This is a genomic window from Candidatus Rokuibacteriota bacterium, from assembly GCA_016209385.1.
GTDB lineage: Bacteria > Methylomirabilota > Methylomirabilia > Rokubacteriales > CSP1-6 > JACQWB01.
The window spans coordinates 1-17,019 of record JACQWB010000255.1; the positions used below are offsets into that span (position 1 = coordinate 1).

At 64.1% G+C, this 17,019-nt stretch carries 20 protein-coding genes; 6 read left to right on the top strand and 14 right to left on the bottom strand.

Translation table 11 applies throughout. The annotated features are described in order from the left end of the window. Together HY726_18965 and HY726_18970 are read left to right on the top strand one after the other, a co-directional pair. On the top strand, positions 1-683 hold a 683-nt coding region (locus tag HY726_18965; protein ID MBI4611074.1), incomplete at its 5' end, for an alkylmercury lyase family protein. A gap of 1,212 nt (positions 684-1,895) precedes the next feature. Beyond that, complete coding sequence (locus HY726_18970) at positions 1,896-2,924, top strand: nucleotidyl transferase AbiEii/AbiGii toxin family protein (GenBank protein ID MBI4611075.1); 1,029 nt, start codon at positions 1,896-1,898, stop codon at positions 2,922-2,924. A 767-nt stretch (positions 2,925-3,691) separates the two neighbouring features. Here the strand turns inward: HY726_18970 and HY726_18975 are convergent. From HY726_18975 to HY726_19000, 6 genes are all read right to left on the bottom strand, one after another. Then, entirely contained in the window at positions 3,692-4,180 is a 489-nt protein-coding gene (locus HY726_18975) for a hypothetical protein (GenBank protein ID MBI4611076.1), read from the bottom strand. 151 nt (positions 4,181-4,331) lie between these two features. Then, the gene (locus HY726_18980; GenBank protein ID MBI4611077.1) at positions 4,332-4,676 is read right to left on the bottom strand and encodes a type II toxin-antitoxin system PemK/MazF family toxin; all 345 of its coding nucleotides are present in this window, start codon (positions 4,674-4,676) and stop codon (positions 4,332-4,334) included. Further along, positions 4,670-4,912 carry a ribbon-helix-helix protein, CopG family gene (locus HY726_18985; protein ID MBI4611078.1) on the bottom strand — a complete coding sequence of 81 codons (243 nt, stop codon included), beginning with the start codon at positions 4,910-4,912 and terminating at the stop codon, positions 4,670-4,672. The genes HY726_18980 and HY726_18985 overlap by 7 nt, the downstream gene beginning before the upstream one ends. A 259-nt stretch (positions 4,913-5,171) precedes the next feature. Continuing rightward, positions 5,172-5,381, bottom strand: a complete 210-nt coding sequence (locus HY726_18990) for a hypothetical protein (GenBank protein ID MBI4611079.1) — start codon at positions 5,379-5,381, stop codon at positions 5,172-5,174. 101 nt (positions 5,382-5,482) lie between these two features. After that, positions 5,483-5,872, bottom strand: a complete 390-nt coding sequence (locus tag HY726_18995; GenBank protein ID MBI4611080.1) for a putative toxin-antitoxin system toxin component, PIN family — start codon at positions 5,870-5,872, stop codon at positions 5,483-5,485. 35 nt (positions 5,873-5,907) lie between these two features. Then, a complete protein-coding gene (locus HY726_19000) occupies positions 5,908-6,183 on the bottom strand; it encodes a type II toxin-antitoxin system Phd/YefM family antitoxin (GenBank protein ID MBI4611081.1) in 276 nt (91 codons plus the stop codon). A 199-nt stretch (positions 6,184-6,382) separates the two neighbouring features. Between HY726_19000 and HY726_19005 the strand changes: the two genes are divergently transcribed. Further along, positions 6,383-6,607, top strand: coding sequence for a hypothetical protein (locus HY726_19005; GenBank protein MBI4611082.1), 225 nt, complete (start codon positions 6,383-6,385; stop codon positions 6,605-6,607). Positions 6,608-7,133: 526 nt separating this feature from the next. Here the strand turns inward: HY726_19005 and HY726_19010 are convergent. The 8 genes from HY726_19010 to HY726_19045 all read right to left on the bottom strand — a co-directional run bounded on the left by HY726_19010 (position 7,134) and on the right by HY726_19045 (position 12,766). Further along, the gene (locus HY726_19010) at positions 7,134-7,589 is read right to left on the bottom strand and encodes a MerR family transcriptional regulator (GenBank protein MBI4611083.1); all 456 of its coding nucleotides are present in this window, start codon (positions 7,587-7,589) and stop codon (positions 7,134-7,136) included. Positions 7,590-7,685: 96 nt separating this feature from the next. Further along, positions 7,686-8,342 (bottom strand): hypothetical protein, encoded by a 657-nt coding sequence (locus HY726_19015; GenBank protein MBI4611084.1) that lies wholly within the window; start codon positions 8,340-8,342, stop codon positions 7,686-7,688. A gap of 23 nt (positions 8,343-8,365) precedes the next feature. After that, positions 8,366-10,021 carry a TAXI family TRAP transporter solute-binding subunit gene (locus HY726_19020; GenBank protein ID MBI4611085.1) on the bottom strand — a complete coding sequence of 552 codons (1,656 nt, stop codon included), beginning with the start codon at positions 10,019-10,021 and terminating at the stop codon, positions 8,366-8,368. Positions 10,022-10,196: 175 nt separating this feature from the next. After that, positions 10,197-10,502 carry an antibiotic biosynthesis monooxygenase gene (locus tag HY726_19025; GenBank protein ID MBI4611086.1) on the bottom strand — a complete coding sequence of 102 codons (306 nt, stop codon included), beginning with the start codon at positions 10,500-10,502 and terminating at the stop codon, positions 10,197-10,199. A gap of 10 nt (positions 10,503-10,512) precedes the next feature. Next, entirely contained in the window at positions 10,513-11,010 is a 498-nt protein-coding gene (locus tag HY726_19030; GenBank protein MBI4611087.1) for a MerR family transcriptional regulator, read from the bottom strand. 24 nt (positions 11,011-11,034) lie between these two features. Continuing rightward, positions 11,035-11,577: a NapC/NirT family cytochrome c gene (locus tag HY726_19035; protein ID MBI4611088.1), complete on the bottom strand. Its 543-nt coding sequence runs from the start codon at positions 11,575-11,577 to the stop codon at positions 11,035-11,037. 80 nt (positions 11,578-11,657) lie between these two features. Then, entirely contained in the window at positions 11,658-12,491 is an 834-nt protein-coding gene (locus tag HY726_19040) for a hypothetical protein (GenBank protein ID MBI4611089.1), read from the bottom strand. A 101-nt stretch (positions 12,492-12,592) separates the two neighbouring features. Continuing rightward, positions 12,593-12,766 carry a hypothetical protein gene (locus HY726_19045; GenBank protein ID MBI4611090.1) on the bottom strand — a complete coding sequence of 58 codons (174 nt, stop codon included), beginning with the start codon at positions 12,764-12,766 and terminating at the stop codon, positions 12,593-12,595. 138 nt (positions 12,767-12,904) lie between these two features. Between HY726_19045 and HY726_19050 the strand changes: the two genes are divergently transcribed. From HY726_19050 to HY726_19060, 3 genes are all read left to right on the top strand, one after another. After that, positions 12,905-14,224 (top strand): MFS transporter, encoded by a 1,320-nt coding sequence (locus HY726_19050; GenBank protein MBI4611091.1) that lies wholly within the window; start codon positions 12,905-12,907, stop codon positions 14,222-14,224. Between the two features lie 489 nt (positions 14,225-14,713). Further along, the gene (locus HY726_19055; protein MBI4611092.1) at positions 14,714-15,151 is read left to right on the top strand and encodes a heavy metal-responsive transcriptional regulator; all 438 of its coding nucleotides are present in this window, start codon (positions 14,714-14,716) and stop codon (positions 15,149-15,151) included. A gap of 38 nt (positions 15,152-15,189) precedes the next feature. Further along, positions 15,190-17,019: heavy metal translocating P-type ATPase (locus tag HY726_19060; GenBank protein ID MBI4611093.1), on the top strand; the 1,830-nt coding region annotated here is incomplete at its 3' end.

Sequence of the window (17,019 nt, forward strand, 5' to 3'; positions counted from 1 at the left end):
GGATGAGTGGATCCTTTGAAGTCAAGCGCGCCGAGGAGCTGCTGGACGCGGAGTTCATCGCCAAGTGGCAGGATCGAAAGGCGATCGATCCCCTGGCCCGGACGGTCCTTCGGGCCATCCTGGAGAGGTTCATCGCCGCCGGTCTCCCGGTCACGGCCGAAGAAGTTTCCGGGCTTCTTCGAGCGCACGAGCCTGCAGAGGTTTACAAGGCGATCGCCCGGCTGGATGAGAAGGATCTGATCTTGGCCCAGGACGGGCAAGTGATTCTGGCCTACCCCTTTTCGGCCACTCCCACCGCCTTTCAGCTTGTCTTTGGGGACGGCCGCGAGCGGTACGCGGTGTGTGCGATCGACGCGCTCGGGGTGCCGGCGATGGTTGACCAGCCCGTGACGATCCGCTCGCGCTGCCACCACTGCGGGGAACCACTGGAGATTTTCGTCCGCCCGGATGGCCCGGTCGGGGGTGCCGGGATCATGGTCTGGGTGGGCGAGCGCGGTGATGTTCGGCGAAAAGCGTGCACCTCGATCTGTCTCACGCTGAACTTCTTCCGGTCCGAGGACCACCTACGGGGCTGGAGGGAAGCCCACCCCGATGTTCTCGGAGCGGCGGCGACGCTCGATGAGGCCTTCAAGCTCGGGGCCAAAATCTTCGGGGAGCTCCTTCGCGATGTCTTGAGGGCGTAAGAAAGCCCCGCCGAGCAGTATGAGCAAAACTCGCCTCCTGACCCGGCGCTGATCCCGGCGGGGACAGGGGCCATCCCGTGTCCCTTGGGGGGTGAGCCACCGCGAGGAGGCCTAAAACGCGCTCCTTTCCTGCTTCCCACGGCCTCAATCCGTTGACGCGTTGACAACCCGCTCCAGGAGCGGCGTGTCAACACTTCTGCAAGTGTTGACAGTCAACGGATGTCGAAGCGTTGACAGCCCGCATGAATACTGGCTTGTCAACGTGTCAACGCTTCGGGGGCCCGGGGGGACAGAAAAGAGGGGTGTCCTGTGGATAACCTGGCGCCGCGGACCCTGGACTTGGTGGCCTGGCTCTCGGGCGCGCAGCAGCCTGGGCGGGCCCCGACGCCGCTCCAAATCGGACGGGAGCGGAGGAGAGGGCTTATCGCCAGGCCGTCAAGCGGTTTGAACTGACCGCTCCTGGAGCGGGGCCGGTCTAGGCGGGCTTTGTAGCGGCTTAAGCTATTGATATAACAGCGTAAATTATTTCAAAACTTTCTTCTTGACTGTCAGAAAAATAAATACTATTTTCTGACATCAAGGAGTCGCCGCTAACTATGACCGTGCCTAAGAGGATCATGCGCCGCGTGCGCGCCCGAGGACGGGGCGTTGTGTTCACGCCGGCGGATTTCGTCGATCTCGGCAGTCGTGCCACAATCGATCAGGCGCTCTCTCGCTTGGTACGGAGCGGTGCGATTCGACGCCTCACGCGAGGTCTTTACCACTATCCGCGCATCAACCCTCGGTTGGGCCCAATCTCGCCAACTCCTGACGCGGTGGCGCACGCACTTGCCAAGAAGACGCGTAGCACTGTTCAGGTTGCGGGCGCTCAAGCCGCAAACGCTCTTGGTCTTTCGACGCAGGTTCCGGCGCACGCGATCTATCTTACCGACGGTCCTTCACGTCGAGTAACTATTGGGAGGAGCGTCGTAACCCTGCGGCACGCCTCACCCGGGCACCTCATTGCCGCTGGCAGCACGGCAGGCATGGTTGTGCAAGCGCTGCGCTACCTCGGAAAGGATGCAGGGCCAAGCGTTGCCGACACGATAGCGAATCGATTGTCCCCGCCGGATCGCCAGCGCCTGATGCGCGGGGCGGTACTTGCACCGGGCTGGATGCAGCCAGTGCTTGACCGCATCGTGCATCCGGTTATGGCGCCAGTTGCCTGATCCAGTGGACACGATTGCCCGTCTGCCGGCAAGCGAGCGTGCCGATCTATTCACCGAGGCCGCTGGTCGGCGAGGTCTAGTTCCTGCCATCCTTGAAAAGGATTTCTGGGTGTGCTGGATGCTGAAGCGGATTTTCGCTCTACCGGGCACAAATCCCTCGCTGATATTCAAGGGCGGTACGTCACTTTCGAAGGTGTACAGTGCAATTCGCCGCTTCTCCGAAGACATCGACGTGTCATTCAACCGTGGAGATCTCGGCTATCGAGACGAGCGCGATCCAGAGTCCGCGTCGAGCAAGAAGAAGACACAGCAACTCATCGGAAAACTGGACCAAGCAGTTCAACAACACATCGACAGCATCCTTCTGCCGCGGCTCAGCGAAGTCATAGGAGCCCAACTCGGGCCAGGCGGTGAGAACTGGGCGCTTGCAAAGGATGCCGCCGACCCGCAGGCAGTGGTTTTCCGCTATCCACCTAGTCTCTCGCATGGCGGTTTGACATACATCAATCCGGTTGTGCGGCTCGAACTGGGAGCGCGCGGAGATCCATGGCCAACGGAACAGCGTCGCATAAAACCGTACGCCGCCGAAGAGTTCCCGGAGATCTTCGAGGCTCCTGCTTGTGAAGTTACAGTTCTTGTAGCCGAGCGGACGTTTTGGGAAAAGGCGACGCTTCTGCACGCTGAGAATCATCGCCCCCCTGACAAGCCGACTAACGAACGGTTGTCCCGCCACTACTACGACTTGGCGCTTCTCGCCGACACCGAGTATGGCCGGCGTGCGTTGACGCGACTAGACCTTCTAGGCCGCGTGGTCAAGCACAAAAGGGTGTACTTCTCTGCAGCTTGGGCTAAGTACGAAGAAGCGCAGCCAGGCTCTCTGCGACTTGTCCCGCGCGAAGAACGGCTGAGTGGCCTAGACGCCGACTATGCGAAAATGGCGCCGATGATTTTCGATCATCCGCCACCGCAGTTCGAGGAGTTGATCGCCCGATTAACCGAACTGGAGAACCAGATCAACGGTGGCTCTGCGTAGGGAAGTATCTCTGACTATGTTGATGATAACTGGGCAGGCGTTGAAGAACATGATGATGCCCACCAGTGTAGAATCCCCACAGGTTAGCCTAGATCGGGGTCTGACACTCGGGGAACGTTGTGCGCCGGGTCGGACGGGCCGTTGTCTATGCTCCCGGGCGCGGGGCCGGTCGAGGGCTTTTTATCGCGCCTATGCTCTATGCTCTTTTCTCCAATAAGTGCGTAGCCAGTGCATGGCTAACGTAATCGTGTCTTATCGGCCGCTCGGCGATCCTCACCGAGGTGGACGCGGGGCCGCCGGCACAGCGGATGATCACTTTCCGCTCGCCGTGCCGTAAGCAGCGGATCACGCCGCGCCCTGCGCTGATCCCCTTCGCGTCCAAAGAAACTTTTCGCGACCGGCCACGCCCTAGAACACCCCCCCGACGGCGCAACCCGTGTCTACTCGTGAGTACACCTTGCCCTGTGTCGATTTTTGGGCACATTGTGCCTGACTGTCGCTTCGCCCTACGCTTCTCTCCCCGGCGTGCCCCACGCCCACCCGGCGCAGGTCGAAGCTCAGAGATGGTCGTCGGGCGAGTGGATGATCCTGACGATGCAGTCACCAGCCCTGGCGAGCGGACGGAGTGTCTCGCCGCGGGCTACGGGGGGATACCAGCATGGCCTCCCCCGATGCGGTCGGTACACTCTTGGCCTGCGCGCCGGCCGGGGAGCACCGAGCCTTCCAGCCTCGCGCCCCGGAGCGGGGCGTCCTCTCCGCTGCAGCCCTTAGGTGGCCCCCCTCCGCGGCTTACGCGGGTGGCTACGGACAATCCGGAGGAGCTTGCGGTAAAGCTCGTCGCCGAGGAGCTTCTCAAGGATTCGCGCCTCGGAGCGGACATAACCAAAGAGGGCGCGGCCCGCTTCCGGGTCTTTCGGGTAGTGGGCCGAATAGCGCTTCTCGTTCCGGCCGCACTCCTCGTACTCGAGCGCAGCTTCCGCGGCGTGAAGGAGGGCCTTCTCCGGGAAGTCAATCGAGACCGCCGATTTCTCTTGGTCAGCGGACCCGCACGTCACCGTATAGAAGTGGACCCGCCGTTTCTCGCGCCGAAGGGAGACCTCGAAGTTCCGGCGCGGCCCAAACTTCTTGGCGCGGCCTTTCGGCTCGCGGACGAAGATGAGACCGTCGTCGAACTCCCGCGCCTCGACGAAGATCTTGTGGCGGAAGACGAAGCGCTGGAGGTCGCCCATCAGGACTTTCGTCGGTTTCTCGAACATGTCGGTTGGTCCAACCCTCGGCCTATCGTGGGGCGCTTCTTGAAGGCCGCCTAACGACCTCTGCATAGTCTGCGGCGGGCGCTCGCAGAGCGCTGGTTACGAAATCCGCCGTGAGCGCTCGCCGCCGGGCTCATGCGCCTGTTCTACGCCCTCACCGCGAGAGCACAAGTCGCAGCCCCTCCTCCACCGCGCGAAGTTGTTCGGGGGTCAACCTGCCGGCCCTCTCGGCAAGAAACCTCTTGTCGATGGTCACCAACTGCGAGACGTTCACAACGGAGTCTTGCGGTAGGCCCGCGGTCTTCGCCGGCAGCAGGACATTGCCGGGGGCATCTGCGAGACGGACATTTGATGTGATCACCGCGGCGAGCACAGTCTGAATGCGACTTCGAGTGAACGTGTCCGCCTGGACCAGCAGCAACGGCCGGCGATACCCGGGCTCGGAACTTCTTGGCTCACGCAAACTGCCCCACCAGATCTCGCCTCGCCGCACTACCAGCGTTCCCTGGGTACCGAGGCCTCCTGGAGGGCTAGAACGTCAGCCTCAACCCGGGATTCCTCCGGGTTGGACCCGTAGACCCTGTTGAGGGCCGCGGTAATGCCTTCTTGCCGATAGCGCTCCAAGTATGCCGACACGGCCTTTGCGTACAGCTCGCTGCGCGAAAGGCCGAGGCGCCGGGCCAAACGGTCAGCCGCCTCGAAGATCGGGTCTGGAATGGAGATCGCCGTCTTCATACGCTCTAGTATAACTCGAGTTATACCGGCGCAGAGATACCCTTGACCAGCGCTCCCTTGCTCGACTTCTTTCGGTGACAACGCGCTCCACTTCTGGAAGTGGTGACGGCACCAGATGCCGAAGCGGTGACAAGCCGCATCAATACTGGCCTGTCACCGTGTCACCACTTGTCACCGCTTTGGAGGGGGCGGGAACAGGAAAGAGAGGTCCCCTCACCGCGAACCAGCCTGCTGTCTGAGACGGATCGCTCGGAGGGCTTCACCGATCATCCCGCGCGCGGCTTCGAGCCCGTTCGATCAGGACGTCCAACTCCTCATCGGAGAGAGCCTGCAGTGCCTGATCAATGCCGGCAAGCCCCGCGTGCGTCGTCAGAAGCACGGGCAGAGCCTCCTGGGCGAGCTGCTGCCGTTCGGGATCGGGCAGCGCCATGATCTCCTCGGCCAAGGCTTTCACTTTGGACTCATCCATGGGGCGCCCCTCCGTCGCTCAAGCCCCTATACCCTAACTGCTCTTGGCCTGGCGGCTTCGCCGCCATCCCGCCCACCCGGTTCCCTCGGAAACGGCGGCCGTCATCGCGCCCGCGCGAGAACCCGAAGGAACTCGGAGGCTGTCACGATGGGAATCCCCTCGTAGCTCCCCAGGGTCAACAGGTCCTGATCACCCGAGACAATATAGTCTGCATGCCCTTCGACGGCGCAGGCCAGGAACATGTTGTCGCTCGGGTCGCGCGTGACGACGTGGAGCGTCAGGCGGCCCGGCGTCAGCTCGGCGTCGAACAGGACGCTCTCGATGAGCCCGTTGAGGTCGGCGGTTGTGAGGCGAATGAGACGCTGAAGGCGAGGGGCGTGGAGGACCCGCAAGATCTCTTCGAGGATCGGTGGCGACAGGAGCAGGATGAATCGCTCGTCGCGCCACGCGGTGAACAGCCGGTCGGCGGTTCCGCCCGCCTTGATCGCCATACCGACATACTGGTTCGTGTCAAGGACGGCGCGGATCACCGCCCGCCCCGCGCCGCCCTCACCCCTTCCTCAATCGCGCGATCGAGCTTCGCTGCGGGGATGCGCTTCGTCCGCGCCTTGATGCGCTCGTAGACGTGGAAGCGTTCGGCCCGGCGCGCGCGGAGGCGCTCGTACTCAGCCGGCGGGACCAGCACGGCCATTGGCCGGCCGGCCCGCTCGATGATCACGGCATCCCCCTTGTAATAGACCTCCTCAAGAAGCTGGCCCAGCCGGTCGCGAACCGTCATTGCCGAGACCTTCCGCACCATCATCGCACCTCCCCAGATGCCAAGACTACCACAATTATGCCACTTGCTAGAAACTGCTTGTCGTGGAGAATCTCGTACAGGATGTGGTAGTCCCGACGCGGAGCTTGTAAAGTCCCAGAGCCTGCGCGAGGCCGACCAAGAGGCAGGGACGACGTCGCGGCTCCTGGAGGCCCTGGAGAAGGTCCACCAGGAGGTCGGGGAGGTGCTCACCCCGAGCGAGCTGCTCGACGCCCTCAAGGCCGGTCCGGGGTGGGACTGGCTGAAGAGCCCCAGACGCCTGGCCGGACTCCTGACCCCGCTCGGGCTCTTCCGCCAGCAGCGTCGGGAGGGCGAGCGCCGGCGGTGGTGCTACGTGCTCTCAGAGGAAACCCTGGCCGACCTCCGGGCCCGGTACCGCGCTCCGGCTGAGGCGGCGCGGGAGGCCTGAGCCATGCACCTTCCCTCTGCTTTCAGCCCTCAATCCGGTGACACGGTGACAACCCGCATGAATGCTGGCGTGTCACCGGATCGCGCAAGTGGTGACGTCACCGGATGCCGAAGCGGTGACAACCCGCATCAGTACTGGCCTGTCACCGTGTCACCGTTTCAGGGCGCGTTTTCGACGGAAAGGAGCGGCGTCTGGCGCCGCGGATCCTGAACCTGGTGGTCCGGCTCTGGGGCGGGGAGCCTGGGCCGACCCCAACGCCGCCCCAGATCGGACTGGAGCAGCGAGGGCTTACCGCCGGGTCGTCACGGAGTGGTTCGAGCTGACTGCTCGCGGCGCGGCGGCTATCCGCACGTCTCAGGGCCGCAGACCGGGGTGCAGCACTCCTGGGAGTCTGCGGCCTTCTCGGGAGTCTTCGCTGTGTCGAGGGGGATGTCAGCACAGCCACAGCCGCAGCTCCCATCGCCACATTCCTCGGTGTGGACGTGAAGGATCTGAAGGCCAACGCTCTTCCAGCTCTCGGTATTGCTCATCGCTGCCCTCCTTTCGCACGGATTTTCAGTAGTGGGGCGGAGGCGGGCGCGGGTGTTTCCGCGCACGCGCAGAGCTCCTCCGGGAGCGCCCGCCTTGTACGGCACATCTTTGCCAGGAACCCCTCAAGCTCTTCCTTAAGGAGTGCCAGCTGGTCGAGCTTCGCCCCGACATCTTTGAGCTGCTCGCGGATCAACTGCTCGAGATGAGGCCGGACCGTCGGGCAGGCGCACTCCTCCTCGCTCAGGTGGAAGACCAGCTCCTTGATCTTGGCCAGGGGGAGCCCGATCAGCTTCGCGCGCTGGATGAACTGGAGGCGCTTCAGGTCCCGCTCTGTGTAGAGGCGGTAGCCCGAGGGGCTCCGGGCCGCCCGCGGAAGCAGCCCTTGGGCCTCATAGAAGCGGACGGCCTTGACGGTGCACCCCGCCAGCCTTGCCAGTTGTCCGATCTTCACCCCACCCACCTCAGTCTCTCCTGCTTCACGATACACCCCGCCCCACGGTGGAGAGTCAAGTGAAAAGTCCTGCGCTCGTCCCGATGCTGGCGATCTTCATCGGCGGAGAATCTCGGCACCCTCACCCAGTGCTTTTGTGAGGGTCTCCACCACCTGTGGGGTGTTCTCCGCTTTATCAAGAGTGATAAACAGGTGGGTCAACTTTCCCGCCTTGTCGAAGAGTCTCTGGGCCGTGGAAAGAGGCAGGAACACCCGCTTAGCCTGGGACTCGGGATCTACAGTGAACGTGCCGATGACCCGGATCCGCTCCTTTGACCCCGGGAAGGAGAAGGAGGCCCCGACTTCGAACGGATGGGCGTGGACCATGCCCATTCCCTTAAAGCCGTAGTCCTCTCGGTAGACCTTCCCCATGATGGCGGCGTTTTTGGCCCCCTCCTTGAAGCTCCGGCCTGCCTCGATGTGTGCGGTGAGAAGCTTCCTTTCCTCTGTGACGATGCGAAGGGGCGCCCCCGCTTCGATCCCGATGACGTCGTGCGGCTCGGCCTTCACATAGAGGTAGCGTTCGAGCTTGACGACGTGCGGGATCGCCTTCACCTGCTCCACGACCCCTTCGGGCAGAGAGTCACCTCCCTTGGCTCTGACTTCGACAAGGCTCGCCGCTTCGACTGACCCGGCTATACCGAGCGTCGCCGCCACTGCCACTACCGCGGCCGGGCTTGCCAAGATGTGGCTCGCTTTGAGCAGCGCGCGCATGCGTTGCCCTCCTGCCCCGCTTCTCATCGCATTCCGCCCCTTCGCGGGTAGACAACGTCCACGTCGTCTCCCAGGCGAGCCCTGAGGGTCTCGGCCACCTGGTCCCTGACATCGGAGGCGTCGAGCGTGACGAAGATCTTGGAGACCTTCCCCTCCAAGCCGAAAAGTCTCTGGGCCGTATCCAAAGGAAGCAGCACCTGGCTGTCCCCCAGCGGGAAAGCGCTGGAAAAGATCCCCACGACCCGGACCTTCGCCTCTCCCGGCAGGGGTAACGCCCCGGCCGCCATGCCCGGCTTGACCAGGTCAATCGTAGCCCCGATCGGGATCTGCCGACGCCCAGGCGGGGCGTAGGTTTCAGCATAGCGCGTCCCGATCACCGCGACCTTCCGGCCGGCGTCCTCAGCCCCGAGCCCGCGCCCGTCGATGACTTTCACCGCGTCGACGTTATGGCAGTTGACGCGGAACGTCGCGCCCGGGAGGTTGCCCCCGATCACGAAGAAGGGGCGCTCCTTGGCTTTGTCCACGACCCCTACGAAGAGGTACGCCTCGATCTTGGCGACGTGCGGAACGTTCTGGATCTGCTCGACCAGCGTGTGGGGCAGAAGGTCCGCCCCGGGGCCAACGACATTCCCCCCGGCCGGCCTGATCTCGATGAGTCCCGAGACGTCGTATCCATCGGACGCGGATTCGCTTCCCTGTCCGGCGAGCAGGATGCCCTTCTCGCGATAGTAGCGTTCCGCCCCGGGATGCAGGGACAGGAGAGGGGTCCCTGGCAGAGCGTTTTTGGCGGTGTAGGCGACGCCCAGCGGGCAGACCTGCTGGAACTCAGCCGGGTATTCGAGGATCACCTGGACGATCCGATAGGCGTGGGCATCGTCGAGACCCTCATGGGCGATGAGGGCGTTCTTTCTCGCGATCGTCCTCACCTCTTCTTTCTGGCCGGGATAGGTCCCCACCTCGATTGTGTGTCGGCTGTACGCGGGAACCGCCGTCACGAGGGCTCGGAGCTCGGCTTCGTTCATGGACAGAAGCTTGACGTCGCCGGCCTTCGTCATGCCCGTCGGGCCGGGGGACGAGACGAGCGGGGAAGGGAGGGGGGCGACCATGAAGGCTGCGTCAACCCGGGCTGTCCTCAAGGCGTCAACCTGCTCCCTGACGGGGAGATGGATGACCTTGAGATCCTTCTGGGAAAGGCCGTGCGCCTGAAGGATCGCTGCCGCCATCGCTTTTCCGGGGCCGCCCGCCTCATCAAGGGCGATCCTTTTTGCTTTTAGCCCGTGGACCGAGTTGATGGGGGAACCCTGCCGGACGAAGAGATGCGCAACGATGGCCGCATGGCCCCCCATCAGGAAGCGGAGCCCTGACCTTTCCCGATCTCCCGGCAACGGGTAGGCCTTGGCAATCTCGGGGATAGGGACGAGCCCGAGCCCCGCCTTGCCTTGGCTGACGAGCCGCACGATCTCCTGCTCGTCGGCGAAGTCCTGAACCGTCGCCTCCACCTCGGGGATGAGCCTGTTGATCAGCATCCCCATGCCTGTGCCGATCATCAAGGGCACGCCGATCCCGGTCGCGATGGTCAGCTTCGCTTTCTGCTTAGCCTCCGCGGCATTCGATTGCGACGGGCCGGTGAGGAGCATCAAGGCGAGAGCCGAGGCCCAAAGACGGTGTATCGCCCTCATAGCCTTCCCCCTGTCAGCTCGGCCGGCTGTCCGATCTTCACCCCACTCACCTCAGTTTCTCCTGATCGCACGATAAACCCTCCCCTAACGAGGAGAGTCAAGTGAAAAGTTTATCTGGTGGCTTCGTCCGCTTCGGGCGCGTTAGGGGGTAGCCCTTGGGGCTCGGGTCTTGGTTTCAGGAGGGCCACTTCTCGATGATGATCTCGTACCGCTGGAGGTCCATCGTCCGCATGCTCGGGAGGACCTTGAGGCTCTGATGCATCTCCTCGACCTCCTTCGCCGCGTAGGCCCTCCGGAAGTGCTCCTCCGATTGCCATTCCGCATAGTTAAAGAACACGGACTTGTCATGAAGGCCCCGGTGTAATCGGGCCCGGATGAAGCCTGGCTGGCGGCTCAGGAGCGTCGCAATCCGCTCGTAGTCTTCGATGAACGCTGCCTCCGACTCCTTTGGGACCTTGAAAGTCACGAGAAACGCCACCATGACTCTCTCCTCATTCCCTCATCCGAGGGCGACGGGCCCGTGGCGGGCTGATTTGAAGGAGTGGTGCGCCTGCCAGTGGAACGCACCGCTCCACCGTGCCATCACACGATTTGTCTGCCTTGGGAACCTGGTCGGGGAGCGTCTTCTGGAGAACCTCCAGGTGTCGCTCCAGCCGGCGGAGTTCGGCAATGCGCCGACGAAGCTCCGGGAGCTTCTCTCGGATCAGGGTCTTCAGGTGCGGCCGGGCTGCACCACAGCAGCCCTCGTCGGTGACCTCCACGAGCTCCCGGATCTGGTCCAGGGACAGGTCAAGGAGGCGCGCCTGTCTGACGAACTGGAGGCGGCCGAGGTCTTCGGGACTGAAAAGCCGGTGACCCGCGGAGGCGTAGCCGTGCGCGGTGCGTTTGGAGGGCGGGAGCAAGCCAGCGGACTCGTAGAAGCGGATCGTCCGGGGATTCATGCCGAGGCGCTTGGCCGCTTCGCCGATTTTGAGACTTCCGTTTCGCATCACATCCTCCCTCCTCCGATCTCGCTATCTCGCCGGAATGCCCAGGATCGCCTGGTGACACCCGTCGCAGAGGGGTTTCGCTATCGCCGTCTGAAGGAACCTCGTCTCGGCCGACGCTTCCAGGTGGGAGCGGTGGCAGTCCGAGCAGCCGTTTCGGGGGTCCCGGTGATACGGGGCATTGTGAAACGCCTTCGCCAGCTTAGGGTTCTGCCCCCCGTCAGGGTGGCACTTCAAACAGGTGCGATCCCCCAGAGGATAGCGTAACCTCTCCGGGTCTGTGTAGGCGCCGGCGATCCAGCGGCCCGCATCCCAGGCGGCCATCGCCTTGACGACAAGGTAGTCCTTTACCTGGGCTCCGATGTGGCAGTCGATGCATTTCACTTGCGCCGTCGCGTTGTGCGCCGCGGCCAGGGTGCGAAGGGTTCCGCCCACGGGGAAGAAGGTCTCGTAGACCTTCGCATGGAGGGGTTTCTCAGGGCGATGACAGGCGATGCAGAAGCGGTTGTCTTGCTCCAACCGGTCTGTGATGGCGGCCCCGGCCGCGAACCCCACGATCCCGGCGGCCAAAGACGCACCCCCGGCCCACAGGAGCCGGCGAAACAGCCGCGGGACCAGCTCCCGATACCCCGCGTTCGGCGCGTCGTCGGCTATTTTACCTCGACTTCCACAACCTCCGAGAAGAGGATCCGCCCCGATGGGCCCGTGATTCCGCCCGGTGGGAGCGTCCATTTCCCCTTCTCTTTGTGCTCGTTCGGCTCCTCCGTGCCGTAGAGGAAGGCCGCAGCGAGGGTGTACTTCCCAGCTTTGGCCGGGGCCTGGAGGGTGTAGGTAACCTTCCAGGTGGGATAGGATCCCTTGTCCACGTCAGCCCCGCCTCCCACGACCACAAAGTTGACGTTCTTGGCGAGGCCGGTGAAGCGCTTGTCCACCCAGAACGTCTGGGGCTTACCGTCAGGGCCGATGACCTCGGGCGGCCCGACGATCAACCAGCCGTTGCCCTGGACGGGACGGGCCTGCATTCTCAGGTTGGTGTCCACCAGCATGACGCTGCTTCCCGGCCCGATCCCGCCTTTGGCGTTGATCTCCGCCTTGATCGGTTTCCCTCGAGCGACCTCCCTTGGGGCCTTCAGGGAGAGCGCGCTGTTCTGATCGACCAGCTTGACCTGCTTGAGGAGCTTCTCCCGCTCCGCGGACGGGAGAAGCTTGTAGGCGTCAGCCCCCTGCTCGATCTTCTTGTAGTGCTTCTCGCTCATGAGCTGATTGGTCGGGTTCAGCGGAGCGTCGGGAGGGACATCGCGCATGTACTCGGCCTTGGTGTTCGCATGACAGCCCGCACAGGACGGGGTAGCATCCGTCACCGGAAGCAGCCCGAACCCTGGTCCCCCGCCGGGGAAGCCGGAGGCGACCTCTTTGCCCCCGGCAAGGAGCCAGAGGCCCCCGACCACGATCGCGGCGCAGCGAAAGAGGGTGTTCACCATCATGTTGATTCTCCCGTTCTCCTGGCCAAGGCAACGATTCGTCCTGACGGCCGGGACAGAAAAGGGGAAGGAAACTCCCTCCCCCTTTTCACCCCGAGCAACACTTACGAGCAGGAAGGGCCACACCCGGACGAGGCCTTCTTGGGCTCTTCCACGACCTTGGTCTCGACGGCCTCCGCGCCGGGCTCACACGTCGTCGGCCCGCACTCGGGCTCGCAGCACTGGCCCGCCTCTTCCGTCGTCTCAGGCTCGATGACCGCGATCTTCTTCTCCGCCATTTCTCTCCACCTCCTTCCCTTCGACTTCGATCCAGACCCCGCCCGCTAGCGGGATCATAGGACTTCCAGCTACTGGAGGTTCAAGGGGTTTCTTCTCGTGCTAAGGTAGGCAGATCAGAGTAAAGGCCAGGTGTTTCGATGCCCTCTACGCGTCGCGGGGAGGTCACTCAGCTCAGTGGCCTCAGGGGCTACCTGGAAGCGATCCGGCTGTTCAGCCGGAACGCCCGCCTCTATCTCGCCCACATCGTTGGCATGGATCTCATCCTCGGGACCTGGGAGGTTCTGTTTAACCTCTACCTCCTGGCCGTGGGGTTCGGCATCGAGTTCATCGGCCTCCGGATCCTCATCGGTGGGATCGCCTCCTCGATCGCTTCCCTGCCGGCGGGAGTCATCTCTGATCGAATCGGTCGCAAGTGGAGCTTTCTTATCGGAGACGGTGGCGGGGCTGCGGTGGCGCTGGTCAACATCACGACCACGGATCGCACCGTGCTCCTCGTGACCCCCGTGATCGGGGCCGTGTTTGGCGCCCTCCACGCGGTGTCCGAGTCAGCCTTCATGGCCGAGAACAGCGCGCCTCGAGAACGAGTCCATCTCTTCAGTGTCGGAAGCGCCCTCTCGACCGGCGCGGCCACGGCGGGAAGCCTCCTCGCCGGGCTCATCCCCCTCTGGATGACCCCCGCCCTAGGGAAAGTCGCGGCCTATCGCTGGGCTGCCTCGCTCGGCATCGTCCTCTGGTTTCTCTCCCTGATCCCAGCCTGGATGCTCCGGCAACATCCCGGAGACCTTGCCGGAGAGCCTGCCGTGCCCAATCAGAGTCGAGCGAGGGCCTGGATCCTCGGCCTGGACCAGATCCACAATCCGGTCCTCATCGCCAAGCTCGTCACCTGTGGGACGGTGTTGAGCTTCGGAGCGGGTTTCGTGGTGCCGCTGTTCAACGTATTCTTCCACGAGGGGCTGCACGCGCAGGAGCACCAGATCGGCCTGACCTTTGCCTCAGGTTCGGCGTTCCTGGCGCTGGCCACCTTGCTTGCTCCATTTGTGCACGAGCGCCTGGGGAAGGTCCCCGCCATCGTGCTGAGCCGGCTCGCCTCGGTTCCCTTTATCCTTATCATCGCCTTCGCTCAGGACATCGGCCCTTTCCTGGCCCCAGCCCTCTCCATCGCCGGCGTGGCCTATGTGCTTCGGGTCGGGCTCATGAACATCGCCGCCCCAGTTGCCTCGGCATTCAGCATGGAACTCCTTGATCAGACCGAGCGCGGCACGGCCACCGGGCTACAGATGATGGGCTCCGGCATCGCCGGCGCCCTGGCGAGCTACCTCGGCTCCCGGATGATGGCGGCAGGCGACTACCATACCCCCTTTGGGGTCATGGCTGCCCTCTACTTCATCTCCACGGGCTTATTCTGGATCTTCTTTCGACGCGAGGAGAAGAGACTCGCAGCGGTCGCCACCGCCTGACGACTGCCATCGGCGGGCCCGGGGGCGGTGCCGGGTGATTTTTTCGCTTGACCTTCCCCTATCAGCCCCCAATCCGGTGACACGGTGACAACCCGCATGGATACTGGCGTGTCACCGCATCGTGCAAGTGGTGACGTCATCGGATGCAGAAGCGGTGACAACCCGCATCAGGACTGGCCTGTCACCGTGTCACCGCTTCAGGGCGCGTTTTCGAAGGAAAGGACGGGCTTCCTGTGAATCTGTCGCCGCGGATCCTGGACCTCGTGGCCCGGCTCTCGGGCGGGCCTGCCCCGTAGGGGAGGGTCAGGGGGAAATTAATGCTGAGGCAGGATCTGGCCGCTCCAGCCTCGCTGCGGAGTTCGAGCCGGTTGCGAGGGCCTGAGGGATGGGGTAGGAAGGCGGGGTTCACGAGGCTCCCGGGGCCGCGGAATTTTTCGCTTGACCTTCCCCTATGCTGGAAGGTTTAAGCTTGCAGCTCAGGAGGGCGCTATGCGAAGTGCTGGGCTCAAGATCGGCGACCTGGCCGGGCGATGCGGAGTGAGCGCCAAGGCGATTCGGTTCTACGAAGCCGCAGGGGTCCTGCCGCCGCCGGCGCGGGGCCCGAACGGCTACCGCCTCTATGCCAGCGACGCCGTGGACATGCTCCGGTTCATCAAGCAGGCGCAGGGGCTGGGCCTCACGCTGGCCGAGATCAAAGAGATCGTGGGGATCCGGCAGGGCGGCCGGCCTCCGTGCGGGCATGTCTATCAGCTGTTGCGAGACAAGGCGGCTGAGCTGGACCGAAAGCTGAACGACCTCATGGTGCTCCGCCGCCGGATTCGCCAGAGTTTGGCGGCGTGGGGACGGCGGCCCATGAGGAACGCGGCGGTGTGCCCTCATATCGAACTATCGGAGGGCTCAAGCGGGAAGAAATCACGGAGGGTGTGACGGTGTCACAGCAGAAGCTTCAGCTCAAGATCGGCGGGATGGCCTGCTCCTTCTGCACCGAGACGATCAAGAAGGGGCTCGGCCGGATGGACGGGGTGTCAGAGGTCAACGTGAGCCTGGCCCATGAGGAGGCGCTGATCGCGTACGACCCGCAACAGGTGAGCGCCACCACGCTCGCTGACACGCTTCGGAGCCTGGGCTACACGGTGAGAGACCCGAAGAAGGTCAGGACCTTCGAGGAAGAGGAGGCGGAGCTTCAGACAGAGCGCGACCGCCTGACCATCGCGGGCGCTTCAGCATGGGTCGCTTTCCTCTTCATGTTCCTGATGTGGGTTGGCCGTCATCATCCCTGGGTCCATTGGGTTATGGCGGGGCTAGCGCTAGTGACAGTCTTTGGCCCCGGCCTGTACATCCTTAAGATGGCCTGGGCCTCTGCCCGGCGGCGCATCCTGAATCAGCACGTTCTCATGGAGATCGCGGCCTTCGGTGGGCTCCTCGGCGGGGCAATCGGGCTCGTGAACCCCGTTTTCCCGAGCCCCGACTTCTTCGGCGTGGCCGTGTTAGTCACCGCCTACCACATCCTGGGTGGTTACGCCTCGCTTTTGGTCAGGACGCGCGCCTCGCAAGCGGTGAAGAAGCTTCTTTCGCTTCAGCCTCCCACGGCCCGGGTGGTGAGGGATGGGAGCGAGGTGGAGGTGCCGATCGAAGAGGTGGGGAAGGGCGATCTGGTCAGGGTCCGGCCCGGCGAGCAGATCCCCGTGGACGGAACCGTGGTCGAAGGGGCGTCAGCGGTCGACGAGAGCCTGGTAACAGGGGAGCCGATCCCGCGGGAGAAGCTGCCCGGAGACGAGATCATCGGGGGCTCGGTGAACCAGCACGGCGCGCTCCTCGTCCGCGTGAGCCGGGTCGGCGAGGAGAGCTTTCTCCAGCAGGTGGCCCGTCACATCCAGGAGGCGCGAGCACTCAAGCCCGGCATCCTGCTCCTTCTCGACCGTATCCTCACGTACTTCGTGCCGGGAGTCCTGACGGTGGGAGTGGCCGCTTTTGTGTTCTGGACGCTGGGGGCCTCGCTCTTCTTCGGGGCGCCGGATTGGGACCGGGCCGGGTTGGCGGCCCTGGCGGTGCTCGTGATGGGGTACCCCTGCGCCCTCGGTATGGCCACCCCGCTCGCGATGATCCGGGGGGGTGGAGAAGCGGCCCGCCAGGGAATCCTGATGCGGAGCGCGGCCTCATTCCAGGCCTTCAAGGACGTCTCGATTGTCGTCCTGGACAAGACCGGCACGATCACCCATGGCGAGCCGAGGGTGGTGGAGGTGATTCACGCCGAAGGATGGGACGCGGAGCGCCTTCTGGCCCTGGCCGCGTCGGCCGAGGAGGTCTCCGAGCATCCCCTCGGCCAGGCGATCGTCACCGCCGCAAAGGCGAAGGGCCTTCGGCTCGACCGCGCGGGGAGCTTCGAAGCCGTCCCCGGAAGCGGGGTGCGCGCCACCGTGATGGGCAGGCCGGTGCTGGTCGGCACCCTCCGTTTTCTCTCCGAGTCAGGAATCGAGACCCGTGCGCTCATTCCGGTGGCCGAAGAGCACGAGGCCGGCGCCCAGACCGTGATCGCCGTGGCGGTAGAAGGGGCGGTGGCCGGGCTCATCGCCCTGGCCGACACCGTGAAGGACGATGCGCGGGAGGCGATCGCGCGGCTTCGGGCCGGGGGGATCGAGCCCGTCATGATCACCGGGGATAACGCGCGGACAGCGCGCGCGGTGGCGGAGCAGGTGGGGATCCGAGACGTACTCGCCCAAGTGCTCCCCCACGAGAAGGCGGAGCGGGTGCGCACGCTTCAGCGGCAGGGGAAGCGCGTGGCCATGGTGGGGGAC